The organism is Streptomyces sp. NBC_01006, assembly GCF_045162725.1.
In the GTDB taxonomy this organism is placed as follows: Bacteria; Actinomycetota; Actinomycetes; order Streptomycetales; family Streptomycetaceae; genus Streptomyces.
This window is the reverse complement of the sequence record NZ_CP108700.1, coordinates 2704691-2720208: the sequence shown is the minus strand read 5'-3', so window position 1 is coordinate 2720208 and position 15518 is coordinate 2704691. Positions and strand designations below refer to the sequence as shown.

Here is a 15518-nt window from a genome sequence, read left to right as displayed (position 1 = left end):
CCGAAATATCTACAATCTCACGAGAATAGTCATTTCCGATCGCTTGTGATGTTGGTCTGCGTCGTATCGAGGTGCGGTTGTACGGTCGCTCGTGTGCAGCTCCGTTACAACTACCGCGTATATCCGGATACCAGGCAGCGCACCGCGTTGGCGCAGGCGTTCGGGTGTGCGCGTGTGGTGTGGAACGACTGCCTCCGTGACCGGAGGGAAGCTCATGCGGCGGGGCTGCCGTACGTGACGTCCGCGGAGTTGTCGAAGGTGCGGATCACTCAGGCTAAACGTAGCGATGAGCGTGCGTGGCTGGCCGAGGTGTCGTCGGTTGTGCTTCAGCAATCCTTGAGAGATCTGGATGCTGCTTTCAAGGGATTCTTCGACTCACTCACGGGCAGGCGGAAGGGCCGCAAGGTCGGACCGCCTCGGTTCAAGTCGAAGAAGGATCCCCGGCAGTCAATCCGCGTGAATGCCAATGCCTTCACGCTGAACGCAAACGGCACGGTGTATGTGGCAAAGGTCGGGAGCCTGAAACTGAAATGGTCGAGGCCCTTGCCTGCCGCACCCACATCCCTGACCGTGATAAAGGACTCTGCTGGTCGGTTCTTCGCGAGTTTCGTCGTGGACACCGCTCCCCAGTTCCTGCCCAAGTCAGGCGCCGAGGTCGGCATCGACCTGGGTCTGACCACCTTCGCCGTCCTCTCCGACGGCACCAAGATCTCCTCGCCGAGGTTCCTGCGCCGGGCGGAGAAGAAGCTCAAACGTCTACAGAGGGACCTTTCACGCAAGGCGAAGGGAAGCAGGAACCGGGCCAAGGCCCGGATCAAGGTCGCTCGGCAGTACGCCCGGGTGGCTGAGCGGCGCAGAGACTGGCACCACAAGACTTCCACGCGAATCATCCGTGACAACCAAGCGGTGTACGTGGAAGACCTCGCGGTGTCCGGCCTGGCCCGCACCCGTCTGGCCAAGTCCGTACACGATGCTGGATGGTCGGCCTTCGTGCACATGCTGGAGTACAAGGCAGCCAAGCACGGCCGGTACTTCGGGAAAATCGGCCGCTTCGAGCCGACCTCCCAGGTTTGCTCCGCATGCGGGACCAAGGACGGCCCCAAGCCCCTCCACGTCCGGCAATGGACGTGTGAAGAGTGCGGGACCGTCCATGACCGGGACGAGAACGCAGCACACAACACCCTGGCCGCCGGACGGGCGGACAGGTTAAACGCCTCGTGGAGCGCAGGTAAGACCAGGGCGAAGGTCCCGGCACAGCGCGATGAAGCAGGAAGCCACCCAGACGGCCACACGGCTGTGGCAGGAATCCCCGGCGCTTTGATTGGGGAGCAAGTCAAGGGAGCACTGCGGGCATGAGGAATGGGGGACACTGGTGGGGCTCGACCCCGTTCCGTGTCGCCGAGGAGCTGTTCCCCATGCCCCGCCTTGCCGTGTTCGCCATCGTCGTCTGCGTCCTGTCCGTGGCCGCGGCCGTGGTCGCCTTCGTGGAGGGCAGCTTCCTGGGGATCGTGTGGGTGCTGCTGGCCGGGCTCACGTCGAACATGGCCTGGTTCTACCTGCGCAAGGCGAAGGCGGAGAAGGCCGCGCGCTCCGCCGGATAGGGCCTACTGCTGGGCCGCGCAGAAGCCGTTCGTGTCCTGCCAGAAGCGGTAGAGATCGCGGCCGCAGTAGGTCTCCAGGTCGGACACGCCCAGCGTGGACAGCAGGTTGCGCACCACGTCGAAGAAGAACGTGTTGACCTCCGGGATCCACAGGAGGGCGAAGACCGCGATCAGGCCGAACGGCGCCAGCGGCGCCACCTCGCGGCGGATCCGGTGCGAGAGCCAGGGCTCGATGATCCCGTAGCCGTCCAGGCCCGGCACCGGCAGGAAGTTCAGGATCGCCGCCGAGACCTGGAGCAGCGCGAGGAAGGCGAGCGCGAAGCGGAACGCCATCGGGACCCCGTCCAGGGCGTTCAGCCAGAACGGCGCCGTGCAGACTATCGCGAAGGCCACGTTGGTCAGCGGGCCCGCCGCCGAGATGAGGCTGTGCTTCCAGCGGCCCTGGATCCGGTCGCGCTCGATGTACACCGCGCCGCCGGGCAGGCCCAGCCCGCCCATGATCACGAAGATCACCGGCAGGACGATGCTGAGCAGCGCGTGCGTGTACTTCAGCGGATTCAGCGTCAGGTAGCCCTTGGCCCCGACCGAGAGGTCGCCGCTGTGCAGGGCCGTGCGGGCGTGGGCGTACTCGTGCAGGCAGAGCGAGACGATCCAGGCCGAGGTGACGAAGAGGAACACGGCGAGCCCGGTGCTCGTCGAGTACCCCGTCCACACGGCCCAACCGGTGACCGCCATGACGGCGAAGATGCCGAGGAATACGGAACTGATCTGCCGCTCGCTGCGGCTGCCCTGATGACCCATGCGGCGAAACCTACCCCGGGCAGGGGGCCAAAAGGAGTACGGGGCCGGGCCCCGGGACAGCGACAATGGGCCGGTGCGTTACACGATTCTCGGCACTGCCCAGGCCAGCCGCGACGACGGGAGCCCCGTCGCCGTCGGCGGAGCGCGCCTGCGGGCGCTGCTGACCGCGCTCGCGCTGCGCCCGGGGCGGGCCGTGCCGGTGCAACTGCTGGTGGAGCAGGTGTGGGACGGCGACCGCCCGGCGGATGCGCCGGCCGCGCTCCAGGCGCTGGTGGGCCGGCTGCGCAGGGCGCTGGGACACGGGGCGGTGCGCTCGGTGGAGGGCGGGTACCTGCTGGTCGCGGCGGGCGAGGACGTCGACCTGTACCGCTTCGAGCGGCTCGCCCGGGCCGGCGCCGCGGCGCAGGACCCGGCCGAGGCGGCCGCCCTGTACGACGAGGCCCTGGGGCTGTGGCGCGGCCCGGCGCTGGCCGACCTGCCGGACGCGACGGCCGAGTCCGCCCGCTGGGAGGCCGTACGTCTCGACGCGCGCCGGGGCCGGCTCGCGGCGGCCCTGGCGCTGGGCCAGGCCGAGCGGGCCCTCCCGGAGCTGACCGTCCTGTGCGGGGAACGCCCGCTGGACGAGCCGCTCCAGGCCCTGCGGATCCGGGCCCTGCGGGACACGGGCCGCCCGGCGGAGGCACTGGCCGCCTACGAAGCCGTCCGGCAGGACCTGGCCGCCCGCCTGGGCACGGACCCGGGCCCGGCCCTGCGCGCCCTCCACACCGAACTCCTGACCCCGACCCCTGCCCCGACCCCCACCCCCGGCACCCCGGCGGCCCCCGGGCAGAGCCGCGCCCCGGGGGGACCCGGGATTCCCCGGCCGGGGAATCTGCGGGCGCGGGTGACCAGTTTCGTCGGGCGCGAGGGGGACATCCGGGTCATCGGCGCGGATCTCGGGCGGGCGCGGCTCGTCACCCTGCTCGGGCCCGGCGGAGCGGGCAAGACGCGACTGTCCCAGGAGGCCGCCGAGCACGCCGCCCAGGCCTGGCCCGACGGGGTCTGGTTCGTGGAGCTGGCCCCCGTGGACGACCCCGAGGACGTCGCCGAGGCCGCCCTCACCGCGCTGGGCGCACGCGAGACCAAGCTGCGCGGCGCCGCCGCCGAGGAGCTGCGGGCGCTGACCGACCGCACCGGGGACCAGCCCCTCGACCGGCTCGCGGAGCACTGCGCCCGGCGGCGGATGCTGCTGATCCTGGACAACTGCGAGCACGTCATCGGCGCCTCCGCCGAACTCGCCGAGGAGCTCCTCGCCCGCTGCCCCGGCGTCCGGATCCTGGCCACCAGCCGCGAACCGCTCGGCGTGCCGGGGGAGTTCCTGCGCCCGGTGGAGCCGCTGCCCGACCCCGTCGCGCTCCGGCTCCTGGGAGACCGGGGGGCCGCCGCCCGGCCGGGGTTCCGCACCGACGACGACCCCGAGGCCGCCGCCGAGATCTGCCGCCGCCTGGACGGGCTGCCGCTCGCCATCGAGCTGGCCGCGGCGCGGCTGCGGCTGCTCACCCCGCGGCAGATCGCCGACCGGCTGGACGACCGCTTCCGGCTCCTGACCGGCGGCGCCCGTACCGTACTGCCCCGCCAGCAGACCCTGCGCGCCGTCGTCGACTGGTCCTGGGACCTGCTCGACGACAGCGAGCGCACCGTCCTGCGCCGGCTCTCCGTCTTCGCCGGCGGCTGCGACGTGGCCGCAGCCGAAGCCGTCTGCGCCGACCCCGACGCCGCCGACACCCCCGACGTCCTGGACCTCCTCGGCTCCCTCGTCGACAAGTCCCTCGTCGTCGCCGCCCCCGGCCCCGACGGGGCCGACATGCGCTACCGCCTCCTGGAGACCGTCGCCGAGTACGCCGCCGAGCGGCTCGCCGAGGCCGCCGGGGACCGCGCCGCCGCCGAGCGTCGCCACCTCACGTACTACCGCGAACTGGCCCGCGCCACCGCGCCGCTGCTCCGCGGCCGCCGCCAGCGCGAGGCCACGGAGCGGTTCGCCACCGAGTACGAGAACCTCCGTACCGCGCTGCGTCGCGCCGTCGCCGCCCGCGACACCGACGAGGTGCTCTGCCTGGTCCACGCCCTCGCCTGGTACTGGCAGATGCACGACCTGCGCGTCGAGTCCCGGCACTGGTCCAACGCCGCCGGCGCGCTCATCCCCGACCCCTTCCGCGCGCCCGTCGCCCCCGCCGAGCCGGTGTACGCGGAGCTCGTCGACACGCCCCCGCCGTACAGCGGGGAACTGCTCACCGAGGCCTGGCGCGGCATCCGGCTGATCCAGCTCGCCTCGCGCGACCAGTCCAACGAGAGCTGGACCGCGCCCGAGGTCCGGGACCAGATCGAGGGGGTCCTCGCCGCCTACCGCCCCGGCCTGCCGCAGACCTGCCGGATCCCCGCGGGCCTGTGGATCTACGCCGTCATGATCGCCGGGGATCCCGCCCTGCTCCGGCATGTCCTCGACGCCACCGTCGACACCGCCCGGGAGCTGGACTACCGCTGGGAGCTGGCCTCCGCCCTCCAGCTACGGGCCAACGTGCTGGCCAACCGGGCCGACTGGTCCGGGGACGCGGCCCGCGACGCCGACGAGAGCCACGCCCTCTTCGAGTCGCTGGGCGACGACTGGGGCTGTGCCGAGGCCCTGTCCGCCCGCGCCGAATCCCGCGAGAAGCGGGGCGAGTACGCGGCGGCCACGGAGGACTTCCGGTCCGCGATCGAGCACGCCGAGCGGCTCGGCGCCCTGTCCCAGGTCACGGTCCTGCGCGTGCGGATGGCCGGGACCCTCGTCGAGAGCGGCGAGCTCGCCCGGGCCGAGGAGATCCTCACCGGGATCCTGGAAACCCCGCTCACCTACGGCAACGAGGCCCTGCCGGCCGCCCGGATGTTCCTCGCGGGCGTCTACGGCTGCACCGGCCGCGTCCCCGAGGCACGCCGGCAGCTCCGGATGCTGCGCGAGGAGTTCGCGCTCGGCGCCTTCGCCATCTTCGACGGGTTCCTGCTCGGCACGATGGCCTGGCTGGACAACCAGGCCGGCGATCACGCGGACGCCCTCACCCATCTTCGGAAGGCCATGGGCACCGCCCGGGACCCCCTCGCCCTCATGGTCGCCCCGCACATGCCCGCCGTGTACCTGCTGTCGGCGGCCCTCTCGCACGTCAGCCTCGGCGGCGGGCGGCACGCGTACGACGCCGCGCGGCTGCTCGGCGCGTACCGGGCCCACCTGCCGGCCCAGCACTTCCCCATCAGCACGGAACGCAAGGACGCGGCCCGCGCCGAGGAGCTGACGCGCGCCGCGCTCGGCGAGGCCGCGTACGCCTCGGCATACGCCGAAGGCGGCGGCCTCACCCTGGAGGAGGCCGCCGCCCTCATCTGACCCGGCCCCCCGTACGGGGCCCGCCCGGGACGCGATCCGGAACGGACCGGCCGGCCCGGATCAGGTCTTCTGGCGGAACTTGCGGACCGCGAGCGGCATGGTGACCGCCGTGATGGCGAGCGACCAGGCCAGGGTCATCCACACCGAGTTGCCGACGGGAGACCCGTTGATCAGGGCGCGCGCCGCGTCGGCCAGGTTGGACAGCGGGTTGTAGTCCGTGAAGGTCTGCAGCCAGCCGGGCATGGTGGACGGCTTGGCGAAGATCGAGCTGCCGAACTGCAGCGGCATCAGGACCAGCATCGCCATGCCCTGGACCGCCTGCGCGGTCTTCATCGTCAGACCCAGGAGGATGAAGATCCACATCAGCGAGGCGCCGAAGACGAGCGACAGGCCGATGGCGAAGAACAGGTCCAGCACCGAGCCCTGGATCGACAGGCCGAGGATGAAGCCCACGCACAGCAGGATGGCGATGGCGACCAGCATCCGGCCGATCTCGACGATGATCTTGGCGAGCAGCACGGACGAACGGGCGATCGGCATGGACCGGAAGCGGTCCATCACGCCCTTCTTGAAGTCGTCGTTGACCCCGGTGCCCACCGCCATGGCGATGTTCATGCCCATCATGGCCATCAGGCCCGGGATCAGGTAGCTCACGTACGCGCCCTGGTTGCCCTTGCCGGCGACGGCGCCTCCGAAGACGAACACGAACAGCAGCGTGAAGATGATCGGCATGAACAGGACGTCGAACATCGACTCAGGGTCCTGCTTGATCTGCAGTGCGTTGCGGCGCACCAGGGCGCCGATGTGCCGCAGGTTGGCCCGCAGGCCGATCCGGCCCTCTCCGTGCCCAACGGCCACCGAGGCCCGGCCGGGTGCGGTGGGAGCGGGCTTCGTCGTGGTTACGGTGCTCATGCCGCGACCTCCTCGGTCATCTCGGTGGGCTTCTGGCCGGTGATCGACAGGAACACCTCGTCCAGGCTGGGCAGGTACGTGCCGAGGTCGGCGATCGCGTACCCGCGGGCGGCCAGCAGGCCGACCACGGCGGTCAGTTGCTCGTCGCTCAGGATCGGGACCAGCAGCACGCCCTCGTCCGGGATCGCCTGCGAACCGGCGACCCCGTCGAGCCCGGCCTCGGCCAGCGAGCGGGCCATGCCAGGCAGGTCGGACGCGGCGACGGGGCGGATCTTCAGGGTCCGGCCGCCGACCCGGGCCTTCAGCTCGTCGACCTTGCCGTTGGCGATGACCTTGCCCCGGTCGATGACCGTCAGCTCGCTCGCGAGCTGCTCGGCCTCCTCCATGTACTGGGTGGTGAGCAGGACGGTGGCCCCCTCGGCGACCATCCGCTGCACCTCGTCCCACACCTCGTTGCGGGTACGGGGGTCGAGGCCGGTGGTCGGCTCGTCCAGGTAGAGCACGGCCGGGCGGCCGATCATCGAGGCGGCCAGGTCGAGCCGGCGGCGCATGCCGCCGGAGTAGTTCATCGCGGCCTTCTTCGCGGCTTCGGTGAGCGAGAACCGCTCCAGCAGCTCGTCGGCACGGGACCGGGCGTCCTTGCGGGACAGGTCGAGCAGCCGGCCGATCATGTAGAGGTTCTCCCAGCCGGAGAGCTTCTCGTCGACCGAGGCGTACTGGCCGGTGAGGCCTATGGTGCGGCGCAGCTGCCGCGGCTGGCGGACCACGTCGTAGCCGGCGACGGTCGCGGTCCCGGCGTCCGGGACGATCAGGGTGGAGAGGCAGCGTACGAGGGTGGTCTTGCCGGCGCCGTTGGGGCCGAGGACACCGAGGACCGTGCCCTCGCGGACGTCCAGGTCGACCCCGTCCAGGGCCTTCGTCTCGCCGTAGTGCTTGACCAGCCCCCGTACCTCGACGGCGTGCGAGCCGTTCACGGGATTCTTGTCGTTTCGCGTCATGTCCACCATGGGACCATCCGCCACCGACAACGCACCGACAGGCGACCGACAGGAAGCAGTCCGGAAACCGACAGCCCGCCGACGACGCGTCGGCGGGCTGTCGGTACGGGGCTACCCGGTCAGTGGAAGCTGTGCTCGGCCTGCGGGAACGTTCCGCCGACCACGTCCTCGGCGAAGGCCTTCGCCGCGTCGCCCATGGTCGCGCGCAGGTTCGCGTACTGCTTGACGAACTTCGGCATCTTCCCGCCGGTCAGGCCCATCATGTCCGTCCACACCAGCACCTGCGCGTCGCACTCCGCGCCGGCCCCGATGCCGACCGTCGGGATGTGCAGGGACCGGGTGACCTCGGCGGCCAGCTCGGCCGGAACCAGCTCCAGCACCACCGCGAACGCGCCCGCGTCCTGCGCCGCCTTGGCGTCGCGCAGCAGCTGGTGCGCGGCCTCGTCGCCGCGGCCCTGCACCCGGTAACCCATGGCGTTCACGGACTGCGGGGTCAGGCCCAGGTGGGACATGACGGGGATGCCGGACTGCACGATCATCTCGGTCTGGTGCAGCGAGCGCTCGCCGCCCTCCAGCTTCACGGCTCCGACACCGGCCTCCTTCACGAGGCGGGTGGCGCTGCGCAGCGCCTGCACGGCGCCTTCCTGGTACGAGCCGAACGGCAGGTCGCCGACGACCAGGGCCCGGCCGGTGCCGCGTACGACGGCCGCCGACAGCATGGTCATCTCGTCCATCGTCACGGGGACGGTGTTCTCGTAGCCGAGGTGGCAGTTGCCCATGGAGTCGCCGACCAGGATGACCGGGATGCCGGCCTCGTCGAAGACGGACGCGGTCATCGCGTCGTAGGCGGTGAGCATGGGCCACTTCTCGCCGCGCTCCTTGGCGAGGGTGAGGTCGCGGACGGTGATCCGCCGGGTGCCCGTGCCTCCGTACAGGGTGGGGGAGGAGGCTTCGCGGGCAGGCGAAACGGCATGCGTCATTGCAACTGCTCCTTGATGTCATCTCGAGGCGCCCTTACGGCGTCCCCGGACTCACCCACCATGGTGGCACCTGCCAGGGCCGTGGCGAAAGTGGTGGGAGGACCCGTACGTCACACTCCTGCCGCACGCGAGGACCACTCCCTGCACCCTCATGGCCCCCTCTTGGACCTCTCATGGTCCCCTCATCGGCGGTTCGGCGCGCGCGGGAGGCAATGTACGCGTTTCGTGACAAGCGGAACCTCGGCCACACGGCCGTTCGTCCTCCCGGACGTACGGCCGGAAGAACGGCACGGAAGGCTCCGTCGATCGCCTAGGGTCAAGGTGCGGGGACGGAGCGCGAGCACGGCAGCGAGGGCAGTGGCATGGCACAGGCGTACATGACGGAGACGGGGAACGGCGGCTCGGAGCCCGAGCCCTCCGGATCCCGCCTCCGGCGCCGACTGGCCGGGCTGCGCCGGGACCGGGGCATCTGGCGGCGCGGGATCGTGACCGCGGCCCTGGCCGCCCTGATCTCGCTGATCATGATCTTCCACGCCGAGCTGCCGAACGACGTGGGCAACCTCGGCAGCCTCACCGAGACCTTCCTGCCCTGGCTGGGCCTGGCCGTGCCGCTCCTGCTCGCCGCCGCCGTCGTGCGCAAGTCGGCCACCGCGCTGATCGCGATACTGCTGACGGCCGTCGTCTGGGTGAACCTCTTCGGCAGCCTGGTCCTCGACAAGTCCGGCTCCGGCGGCAACCTGATGGTCGCCACCCACAACGTCGACGCAGACAACCCCGACCCGCGGGGCACCGCCGCCCAGATCGCCAAGTCGGGCGCGGACGTGCTGGCCCTGACCGAGCTCAAGGGCAGCGTCGTCCCCGTCTACGAGCGGGCCCTGGCCGGCGGGTTCAAGTACCACTCCGTCGAGGGCACGGTCGGCGTGTGGAGCAAGTACCCGCTCAGCTCCAGCACTCCCGTCGACATAAAGATGGGCTGGACCCGCGCCATGCGCGCCACCGTGGACAGCCCGTACGGAAAGATCGCCGTCTTCGCCGCCCACCTGCCCTCCGTGCGGGTCAAGCTCAACGCGGGCTTCACCGCCAACCAGCGCGACAACAGCGCCGCCGCCCTGGGCTCCGCGCTCGCCGCCGAACCGCTGAAGAAGGTCATCCTGCTCGGCGACCTCAACGGCACCATGAACGACCGGTCCCTGTCCGACGTCACCTCGCAGATGCGCTCCACGCAGGGCGCGGCGGGCGACGGCTTCGGGTTCAGCTGGCCGGCCCAGTTCCCGATGGCCCGGATCGACCAGATCATGGTCCGCGGGATCACGCCGGACGCCTCCTGGAGCCTGCCGCGCACCGGGAGCGACCACCTGCCGATCGCCGCGCGGCTGACCGTGAAGCAGTAGCGCGTACGCCCGTACGCCCATACGGGTGAGACCCGGCGGCGGCAGCGGCTACGCGTGCTCCCGCCAGCCGTTCGTGATGGGCAGCCGGCGGTCCTTGCCGAAGCCCTTCGCGGAGATCTTCGTGCCCGGCGGGTACTGGCGCCGCTTGTACTCCGCCGTGTCCACCATCCGCAGGGTCTTGGCGACCAGCGCACGGTCGAAGCCGGCTTCGACGATCGCGTCGATGCCCTGGTCGCGGTCCACGTACAGCTCCAGGATCGCGTCGAGCACCGGGTAGTCCGGCAGCGAGTCCGTGTCCACCTGGCCCGGGCGCAGCTCGGCGCTCGGCGGCTTCACGATGGAGTTCTCCGGGATCGGCAGGGTCTCGCCGCGCTCGGCCGCGGCCCGGTTGCGGTAGCGCGCGAGCCGGAAGACGTCCGTCTTGTAGACGTCCTTGATCGGGCCGTACGCGCCCACCGAGTCGCCGTACAGGGTGGAGTAGCCGACGGCCAGCTCCGACTTGTTGCCCGGGGCCAGCACGATGTGGCCCTCCTGGTTGGAGACCGCCATCAGCATGGTGCCGCGCAGCCGGGACTGGAGGTTCTCCTCCGCCAGGCCGGTCAGGCCCAGCGAGCCCATGTAGGCGTCGAACATCGGCTCGATCGGTACGGTCCGGAAGTTCAGGCCGGTCCGGTCGGCCAGATCGGCGGCGTCGCCCCTGGAGTGGTCCGAGGAGTACTTCGAGGGCATCGAGATGCCGTACACGTTCTGCGCGCCGATCGCGTCGCAGGCGACGGCGGCGACGAGCGCGGAGTCGATGCCGCCGGAGAGCCCGATCAGGACGGAGCGGAATCCGTTCTTCTTGACGTACGCGCGCAGCCCCACGACCAGCGCGTCGTAGATCTCCTCGTCGTCGTCCAGGCGGTCGGCGTACCCGCCGGTGACCACGGGCTCATACGGTTCCACCGGCTCCTCGGAGAGGATCACGCGGTCGATCCGCAGCCCGTCGTCGACGAGGCCCTCGGGGGCGTCGGCGCGGGCGGCCGGCAGGTCGAGGTCGACGAGGACGCAGCCCTCGGAGAACTGCGGGGCGCGGGCGATGACCTCGCCGTCGGCGTCGACGACGATCGAGTCCCCGTCGAAGACAAGCTCGTCCTGGCCGCCGATCATCGCCAGGTAGGCGAGGGTGCAGCCGGCCTCCTTGGCACGCCTGCGCACCAGTTCGAGGCGCAGGTCGTCCTTGTTGCGCTCGTACGGGGAGGCGTTGACGGAGATCAGCAGGCCGGCCCCGGCGGAGCGGGTGGCCGGGACGCGGCCGCCCTCCTGCCAGAGGTCCTCGCAGATGGCCAGGGCCACGTCGACGCCGCGGACCCGGACGACCGGCTGGGTGTCGCCCGGCACGAAGTACCGGAACTCGTCGAACACGCCGTAGTTGGGGAGGTGGTGCTTGGCGAACCGGAGGACGACCTTCCCGCCGTACAGCACGGCGGCCGCGTTCTCCGGGGACCCGGCGGGGCGGCCGAGCCGCGGGGCGGCCTGCTCCGTACGGTCGAGGTAGCCGACGACGACCGGCAGTCCGCCGAAGCCCTCGGCCGCCAGCCGCTCCGCGAGTTCGCGCAGCGCGGTACGGGAGGCCTCGACGAAGGAGGCGCGCAGGGCGAGGTCCTCGACGGGGTACCCGGTCAGCATCATCTCCGGGAACGCCACCAGGTGGGCGCCCTGCTCGGCGGAGTGCCGGGTCCAGTGGACGACCGAGTCGGCGTTGGCGGCGATGTTGCCGACCTGCGAGTCGATCTGATTCAGAGCGAGGCGAAGTTGAGGCACGGGCCCAGTGTAATCGTCTTTCTGACGCGATGTCCTGGGGTCCGTGCCTCTTGCCGTGTTTTCCGCCGTGCTTTCCGCCGTGTTCTACGCCGCGTTCCGGTCAGCCGATCGAGCCGCTGAACTTCGCGCTGGGCAGCCGGATGCCGGGGGAGATGTCGGCCGAGAGGTGGTCGGTGCCCTCGGGGACCTCGTAGGCCAGGATCCCGCTGGCGGACTCGCCCGGCAGGATGTCGCCCCTGATCATCTTCGGGACGTCGCCGCCGTCGAAGGCGAGCTTGGCGGTCATGCCCTTGTCGTCGCGGACGTTGGGCACCGCGTAGATGACGTTGTGGGTCTCGGTGGAGTTGTTGGTGATGGTGAGCGTGAACTCCACCGCGTTGCCGACCGTGGAGTACTTGTTCTTCGTGACGTACTTCTTCGGCGCCGAGAGGGTCACCTTGATGCCGTTCGGGTACGTGTACGTCTCGCCGAACGGCAGCGGGGAAGTGATGCCGGGGACCTGCGTGGGCGAGGGCGACGGCAGCGGCTTCGGCGAGAACCTGGGGACCGGCGGCCGGCTGCCGCCGATGTCGTCCGGGACCTTCCAGCCCTCCTTGAGCTTGGCGTCGGCCACGTTCGTGACGACGAGGCCGGTGAGGAAGAGGCCGCCGACCGAGGAGCCGAGGCCGAGCACGGCGAGGACCGTGCCGGTGACGGCCATCGACTTGCGGCCGGCGCCCTTCGAGGCGCGGACGAGGGCACCGATGCCGATGCCGATGCCGACCACGGCGAGGAGGGCGCCCGCCCAGAATATGAACGGGATCAGGCCGATGAGCACGGCGGCGATGCCGAGGATGAGGGCGGCGACGGCCAGGCCGTTGGTGGTGGCAGGCGGGGGCGTGCCCCACGGGTTGCCGGGGATGGCGCCGGGGTGGGCGCCCCAGGCGCCCCCGGGCGGTACGGGCGCCGCCGGCGCGCCGAAGGAGGGGGCCGGGGGCACGGGCGCGGGCGGCGCGAAGGCCGGGGCGGGCGCGGGCTGAGGCGCGGGGGCCGGGGCCGGCTCGGGCTGCGCTTCGGGGGCCGGGGCCGGGGCCGGGGCCGGGGTCGGGGTCGGCTCCGGCGTGGGCTCCGGGGTCTTCCGGAGCGAGAGCGGCTGTGCCGGCTCGGGCGCGGAGGGCGTGTCCGAGGCCGGCGCCGGTATGGGCGTGCCCGTGGGCTCCGTCGGCGGACCGGACGGGTGCTCGGGCTGGTTCGGGGGCGTGCTCATACCTGGCGGGAGTCCTCACGGGGGTGGTGTGCGGGGTGATCACCAAGCCTGCCATGCGCCCCGTACGGCTCCAAGGGGGTTCGGCCCCCGGCCCGTCCCCGGCCCACGGGCCGGGGACGGGCCGGGGACCGGGGGCCGGACTCCCCGGCGGAGGGCTACCGCTGGTAGCCGAGCACCGTCATCATCCCGGCCTCCGCGTGGTACACGTTGTGACAATGAGCCATCCACAGCCCGGGGTTGTCGGCGTCGAAGTCCACCGTCAGCTTTTTGTCCGGCAGGATCAGCGCGGTGTCCTTGCGCGCGCCGCCCGCACCGCCGCCGAGGGCGAAGGTGTGCCCGTGCAGGTGGAGCGGGTGCCACATCGTTGTGGAGTTGTTGAACTCCAGCCGGACCCGCTCGCCCGCCTTCACCGGGTGCCGCTGGTCCGGGGTGTACGGCTTGCCGTCGAAGGCCCAGTCGTACTTCGCCATCCCGCCGGTCAGTTCGATCCGGATCGTGCGGTCCGGCGTACGGGCCGCCAGGACGGCGGGCTCGGCCGCCCGCAGTCCGTCCGCCGTCAGCGGTGTCCTGTTCAGCTCTGCGGGCCGGGTCGCGGCCGTGGGCGCCGTACCCGGCCCGGTGCGCAGCAGGGCGAGGGCCGATGCCGACCCGCCCTTGCCCTCGGCGAGCGCGGTCAGCGGGAACACCCCGTCCTGCGCGGTGACCAGTACGTCGTACCGCTCGCCCATGCCGAGCAGCAGGGAGCCGGTCCTCGCGTGCTCCACCGGGTGGCCGTCGGTGTGGGTGACCGTCAGTTCGTGGCCGCCGAGGGCGATCCGGAAGGCGGTGTCCCCGCCCGCGTTGACGATCCGCAGCCGGATCCGGTCGCCCGGCTTGGCGTTGAAGACCGAGGGGTCCTGTGCCGTCCGGCCGTTGACCAGGTAGTACGGGTACGCGACGTCGCCCGGGTCCTTGCCGAGGACGTCGCTCTCCCCGCCCATGAGCAGCCGCGAGGGCGCGCCGCCCGCGGCCGGGGTCTGCGGGGCGGGGGTTTGCGGGGCGGGGGCGCCGTGGCCCGCGTGGCCGCCGCCCGCCCCCATGTCCATGCCCTTGCGGAGTTCGGCGAGGACCGCGTCGGGGGTGGAGCCGTCCACTCCGTCGACCCAGTCGTCCAGGACCACCACCCACTCCTTGTCGTACGCGAGGGGCTCCTTCGGGTCCTCGACGATGAGCGGCGCGTAAAGGCCGCGGTCCTGCTGGACCCCCGAGTGCGGGTGGAACCAGTACGTTCCCGGGTGCGGGACGGCGAAGCGGTACGTGAAGGACCCGCCCGGCGCGATGTCCCGCTGGGTCAGGCCCGGGACCCCGTCCATGTCGTTGCGCAGGGCGAGGCCGTGCCAGTGCAGGGAGGTGGCCTGCGGGAGGTTGTTGGCCAGGGTCAGGGCGAGGGTGCCGCCCGCGGTGACCCGGACCTCCTGGCCGGGCAGCCGGTCCCCGTACGCCCAGGAGCGGACGGTGAGCCCGCCGCCGAGGTCGAGCGGGGTGGCGGTGGCGGTCAGCCTGACCTCGGAGACCGGTCCGGTGGCCTTGCGGGCGGCCTCGGCGGCCTGCACCTCGGGCCCGGCGGGGTCGACGTAGCCGCCCGGCGAGGCGGCGGGGGAGGGGCCGCCGTGGTTCATGGAGCCGTGGTCCATGCCGGAGCCGTCGGACATGCCGGGGCCGTCGGAGCAGGCGGCGAGCAGCCCCGAACCGGCGAGGGCGGCGGTGGCGCCTAGCACGGCGCGGCGGGTGGGGCGAGTGGGGCGGGTGGGAAGAGAGCGCATGGAAGCACCTCGTGGCGTGTGTCGTACGAGCGGATGGGCGCCGTCTGCTGCCGCCGCGCGGGCATGCGGGGGCGGCAGCGGGCCCGTCGCTATACGCGCAGTACCGCGAGCCGGGTGAGGAGTTCGCGGGGTGAGGGCGGGTCGGGTCCGCCGGACCGGCCCGGCGCGCGGGCCGCGCCCCCGAGCGGCGCGGCGTCGCGGAGGCCGGCCGGTCCGGCGCCCAGGATCAGCAGGGTGAGCCCGCCGAGCACGGCCAGGCACACCGACATGGGGTCCATGCCGGAGCCGGCCGGCGGAGCCTCGGCGGCGGGGCCCCGGTCGCCCGGGGCGTGGTCCGCCGTCCGGCCGAAGGTGTGGCCCGAGACGCGGCCCGAGGTGTGGTCGGCCGCACGCGCGGCCGAGGCAACGGTGGCGACCGCAGTCGCGTCCTCCATGGTGTGGGACCGACTCGGATGGCCCAGGGTGTGCATGGTGACGATGCCCAGGAGCAGCGCAGCGAGCAGCAGCAGCCGGGGCCACCGGGCGGCTCGTTGTGCGGTGCGCTGGGCAGGGCGCGTCATGGGCGGAACCCTACCCCGGGTGGGTATCTGATC

Annotated in this window: 12 protein-coding genes; 4 read left to right on the top strand and 8 right to left on the bottom strand. The window is 72.0% G+C overall.

What is annotated here, in order from left to right; genetic code table 11:
• Window positions 1-93: 93 nt before the first annotated feature.
• Window positions 94-1356 (top strand): RNA-guided endonuclease InsQ/TnpB family protein, encoded by a 1263-nt coding sequence (locus OG509_RS12300; protein ID WP_406182453.1) that lies wholly within the window; start codon window positions 94-96, stop codon window positions 1354-1356.
• Entirely contained in the window at window positions 1353-1601 is a 249-nt protein-coding gene (locus OG509_RS12295; RefSeq protein ID WP_406182451.1) for a hypothetical protein, read from the top strand. Before OG509_RS12300 ends, OG509_RS12295 begins: the two co-directional genes overlap by 4 nt.
• Before the next feature lie 3 nt (window positions 1602-1604).
• Here the strand turns inward: OG509_RS12295 and OG509_RS12290 are convergent, their stop codons facing one another.
• Window positions 1605-2402, bottom strand: coding sequence for a site-2 protease family protein (locus tag OG509_RS12290; RefSeq protein WP_406182449.1), 798 nt, complete (start codon window positions 2400-2402; stop codon window positions 1605-1607).
• A gap of 73 nt (window positions 2403-2475) precedes the next feature.
• Between OG509_RS12290 and OG509_RS12285 the strand changes: the two genes are divergently transcribed.
• Window positions 2476-5793 carry an AfsR/SARP family transcriptional regulator gene (locus tag OG509_RS12285; RefSeq protein ID WP_406182447.1) on the top strand — a complete coding sequence of 1106 codons (3318 nt, stop codon included), beginning with the start codon at window positions 2476-2478 and terminating at the stop codon, window positions 5791-5793.
• Window positions 5794-5853: 60 nt separating this feature from the next.
• Here OG509_RS12285 and OG509_RS12280 read toward each other — a convergent pair whose 3' ends face one another.
• The 3 genes from OG509_RS12280 to panB all read right to left on the bottom strand — a co-directional run bounded on the left by OG509_RS12280 (window position 5854) and on the right by panB (window position 8683).
• Window positions 5854-6705 carry an ABC transporter permease gene (locus OG509_RS12280; RefSeq protein ID WP_406182445.1) on the bottom strand — a complete coding sequence of 284 codons (852 nt, stop codon included), beginning with the start codon at window positions 6703-6705 and terminating at the stop codon, window positions 5854-5856.
• The gene (locus tag OG509_RS12275) at window positions 6702-7712 is read right to left on the bottom strand and encodes an ATP-binding cassette domain-containing protein (RefSeq protein ID WP_406182443.1); all 1011 of its coding nucleotides are present in this window, start codon (window positions 7710-7712) and stop codon (window positions 6702-6704) included. The genes OG509_RS12280 and OG509_RS12275 overlap by 4 nt, the downstream gene beginning before the upstream one ends.
• 110 nt (window positions 7713-7822) lie before the next feature.
• Window positions 7823-8683 carry a 3-methyl-2-oxobutanoate hydroxymethyltransferase gene (gene panB, locus OG509_RS12270; protein WP_327131832.1) on the bottom strand — a complete coding sequence of 287 codons (861 nt, stop codon included), beginning with the start codon at window positions 8681-8683 and terminating at the stop codon, window positions 7823-7825.
• A gap of 362 nt (window positions 8684-9045) precedes the next feature.
• Here panB and OG509_RS12265 point away from each other — a divergent pair, with 362 nt between their 5' ends.
• Window positions 9046-10074, top strand: a complete 1029-nt coding sequence (locus tag OG509_RS12265; RefSeq protein ID WP_406182441.1) for an endonuclease/exonuclease/phosphatase family protein — start codon at window positions 9046-9048, stop codon at window positions 10072-10074.
• A gap of 48 nt (window positions 10075-10122) precedes the next feature.
• On the opposite strand, the gene OG509_RS12260 is transcribed toward OG509_RS12265, so the two are convergent.
• The 4 genes from OG509_RS12260 to OG509_RS12245 form a co-directional block, all read right to left on the bottom strand.
• Window positions 10123-11877, bottom strand: a complete 1755-nt coding sequence (locus OG509_RS12260; protein ID WP_406182439.1) for an NAD+ synthase — start codon at window positions 11875-11877, stop codon at window positions 10123-10125.
• 100 nt (window positions 11878-11977) lie between these two features.
• Entirely contained in the window at window positions 11978-13123 is a 1146-nt protein-coding gene (locus OG509_RS12255) for a hypothetical protein (protein ID WP_406182437.1), read from the bottom strand.
• A gap of 155 nt (window positions 13124-13278) precedes the next feature.
• Entirely contained in the window at window positions 13279-14925 is a 1647-nt protein-coding gene (locus OG509_RS12250; protein WP_406182435.1) for a multicopper oxidase family protein, read from the bottom strand.
• Between the two features lie 89 nt (window positions 14926-15014).
• Window positions 15015-15485 (bottom strand): hypothetical protein, encoded by a 471-nt coding sequence (locus OG509_RS12245; protein ID WP_406182434.1) that lies wholly within the window; start codon window positions 15483-15485, stop codon window positions 15015-15017.
• Window positions 15486-15518: the final 33 nt, after the last annotated feature.

Excerpts from the sequence above, each read along its gene's own strand:
- OG509_RS12295 (WP_406182451.1), top strand. The coding sequence starts at position 1,353 with ATGAGGAATGGGGGACACTGGTGGGGCTCGACCCCGTTCCGTGTCGCC.
- OG509_RS12290 (WP_406182449.1), bottom strand. The coding sequence starts at position 2,402 with ATGGGTCATCAGGGCAGCCGCAGCGAGCGGCAGATCAGTTCCGTATTC.
- OG509_RS12280 (WP_406182445.1), bottom strand. The coding sequence starts at position 6,705 with ATGAGCACCGTAACCACGACGAAGCCCGCTCCCACCGCACCCGGCCGG.
- OG509_RS12275 (WP_406182443.1), bottom strand. The coding sequence starts at position 7,712 with ATGGTGGACATGACGCGAAACGACAAGAATCCCGTGAACGGCTCGCAC.
- panB (WP_327131832.1), bottom strand. The coding sequence starts at position 8,683 with ATGACGCATGCCGTTTCGCCTGCCCGCGAAGCCTCCTCCCCCACCCTG.
- OG509_RS12265 (WP_406182441.1), top strand. The coding sequence starts at position 9,046 with ATGGCACAGGCGTACATGACGGAGACGGGGAACGGCGGCTCGGAGCCC.
- OG509_RS12255 (WP_406182437.1), bottom strand. The coding sequence starts at position 13,123 with ATGAGCACGCCCCCGAACCAGCCCGAGCACCCGTCCGGTCCGCCGACG.
- OG509_RS12250 (WP_406182435.1), bottom strand. The coding sequence starts at position 14,925 with ATGCGCTCTCTTCCCACCCGCCCCACTCGCCCCACCCGCCGCGCCGTG.
- OG509_RS12245 (WP_406182434.1), bottom strand. The coding sequence starts at position 15,485 with ATGACGCGCCCTGCCCAGCGCACCGCACAACGAGCCGCCCGGTGGCCC.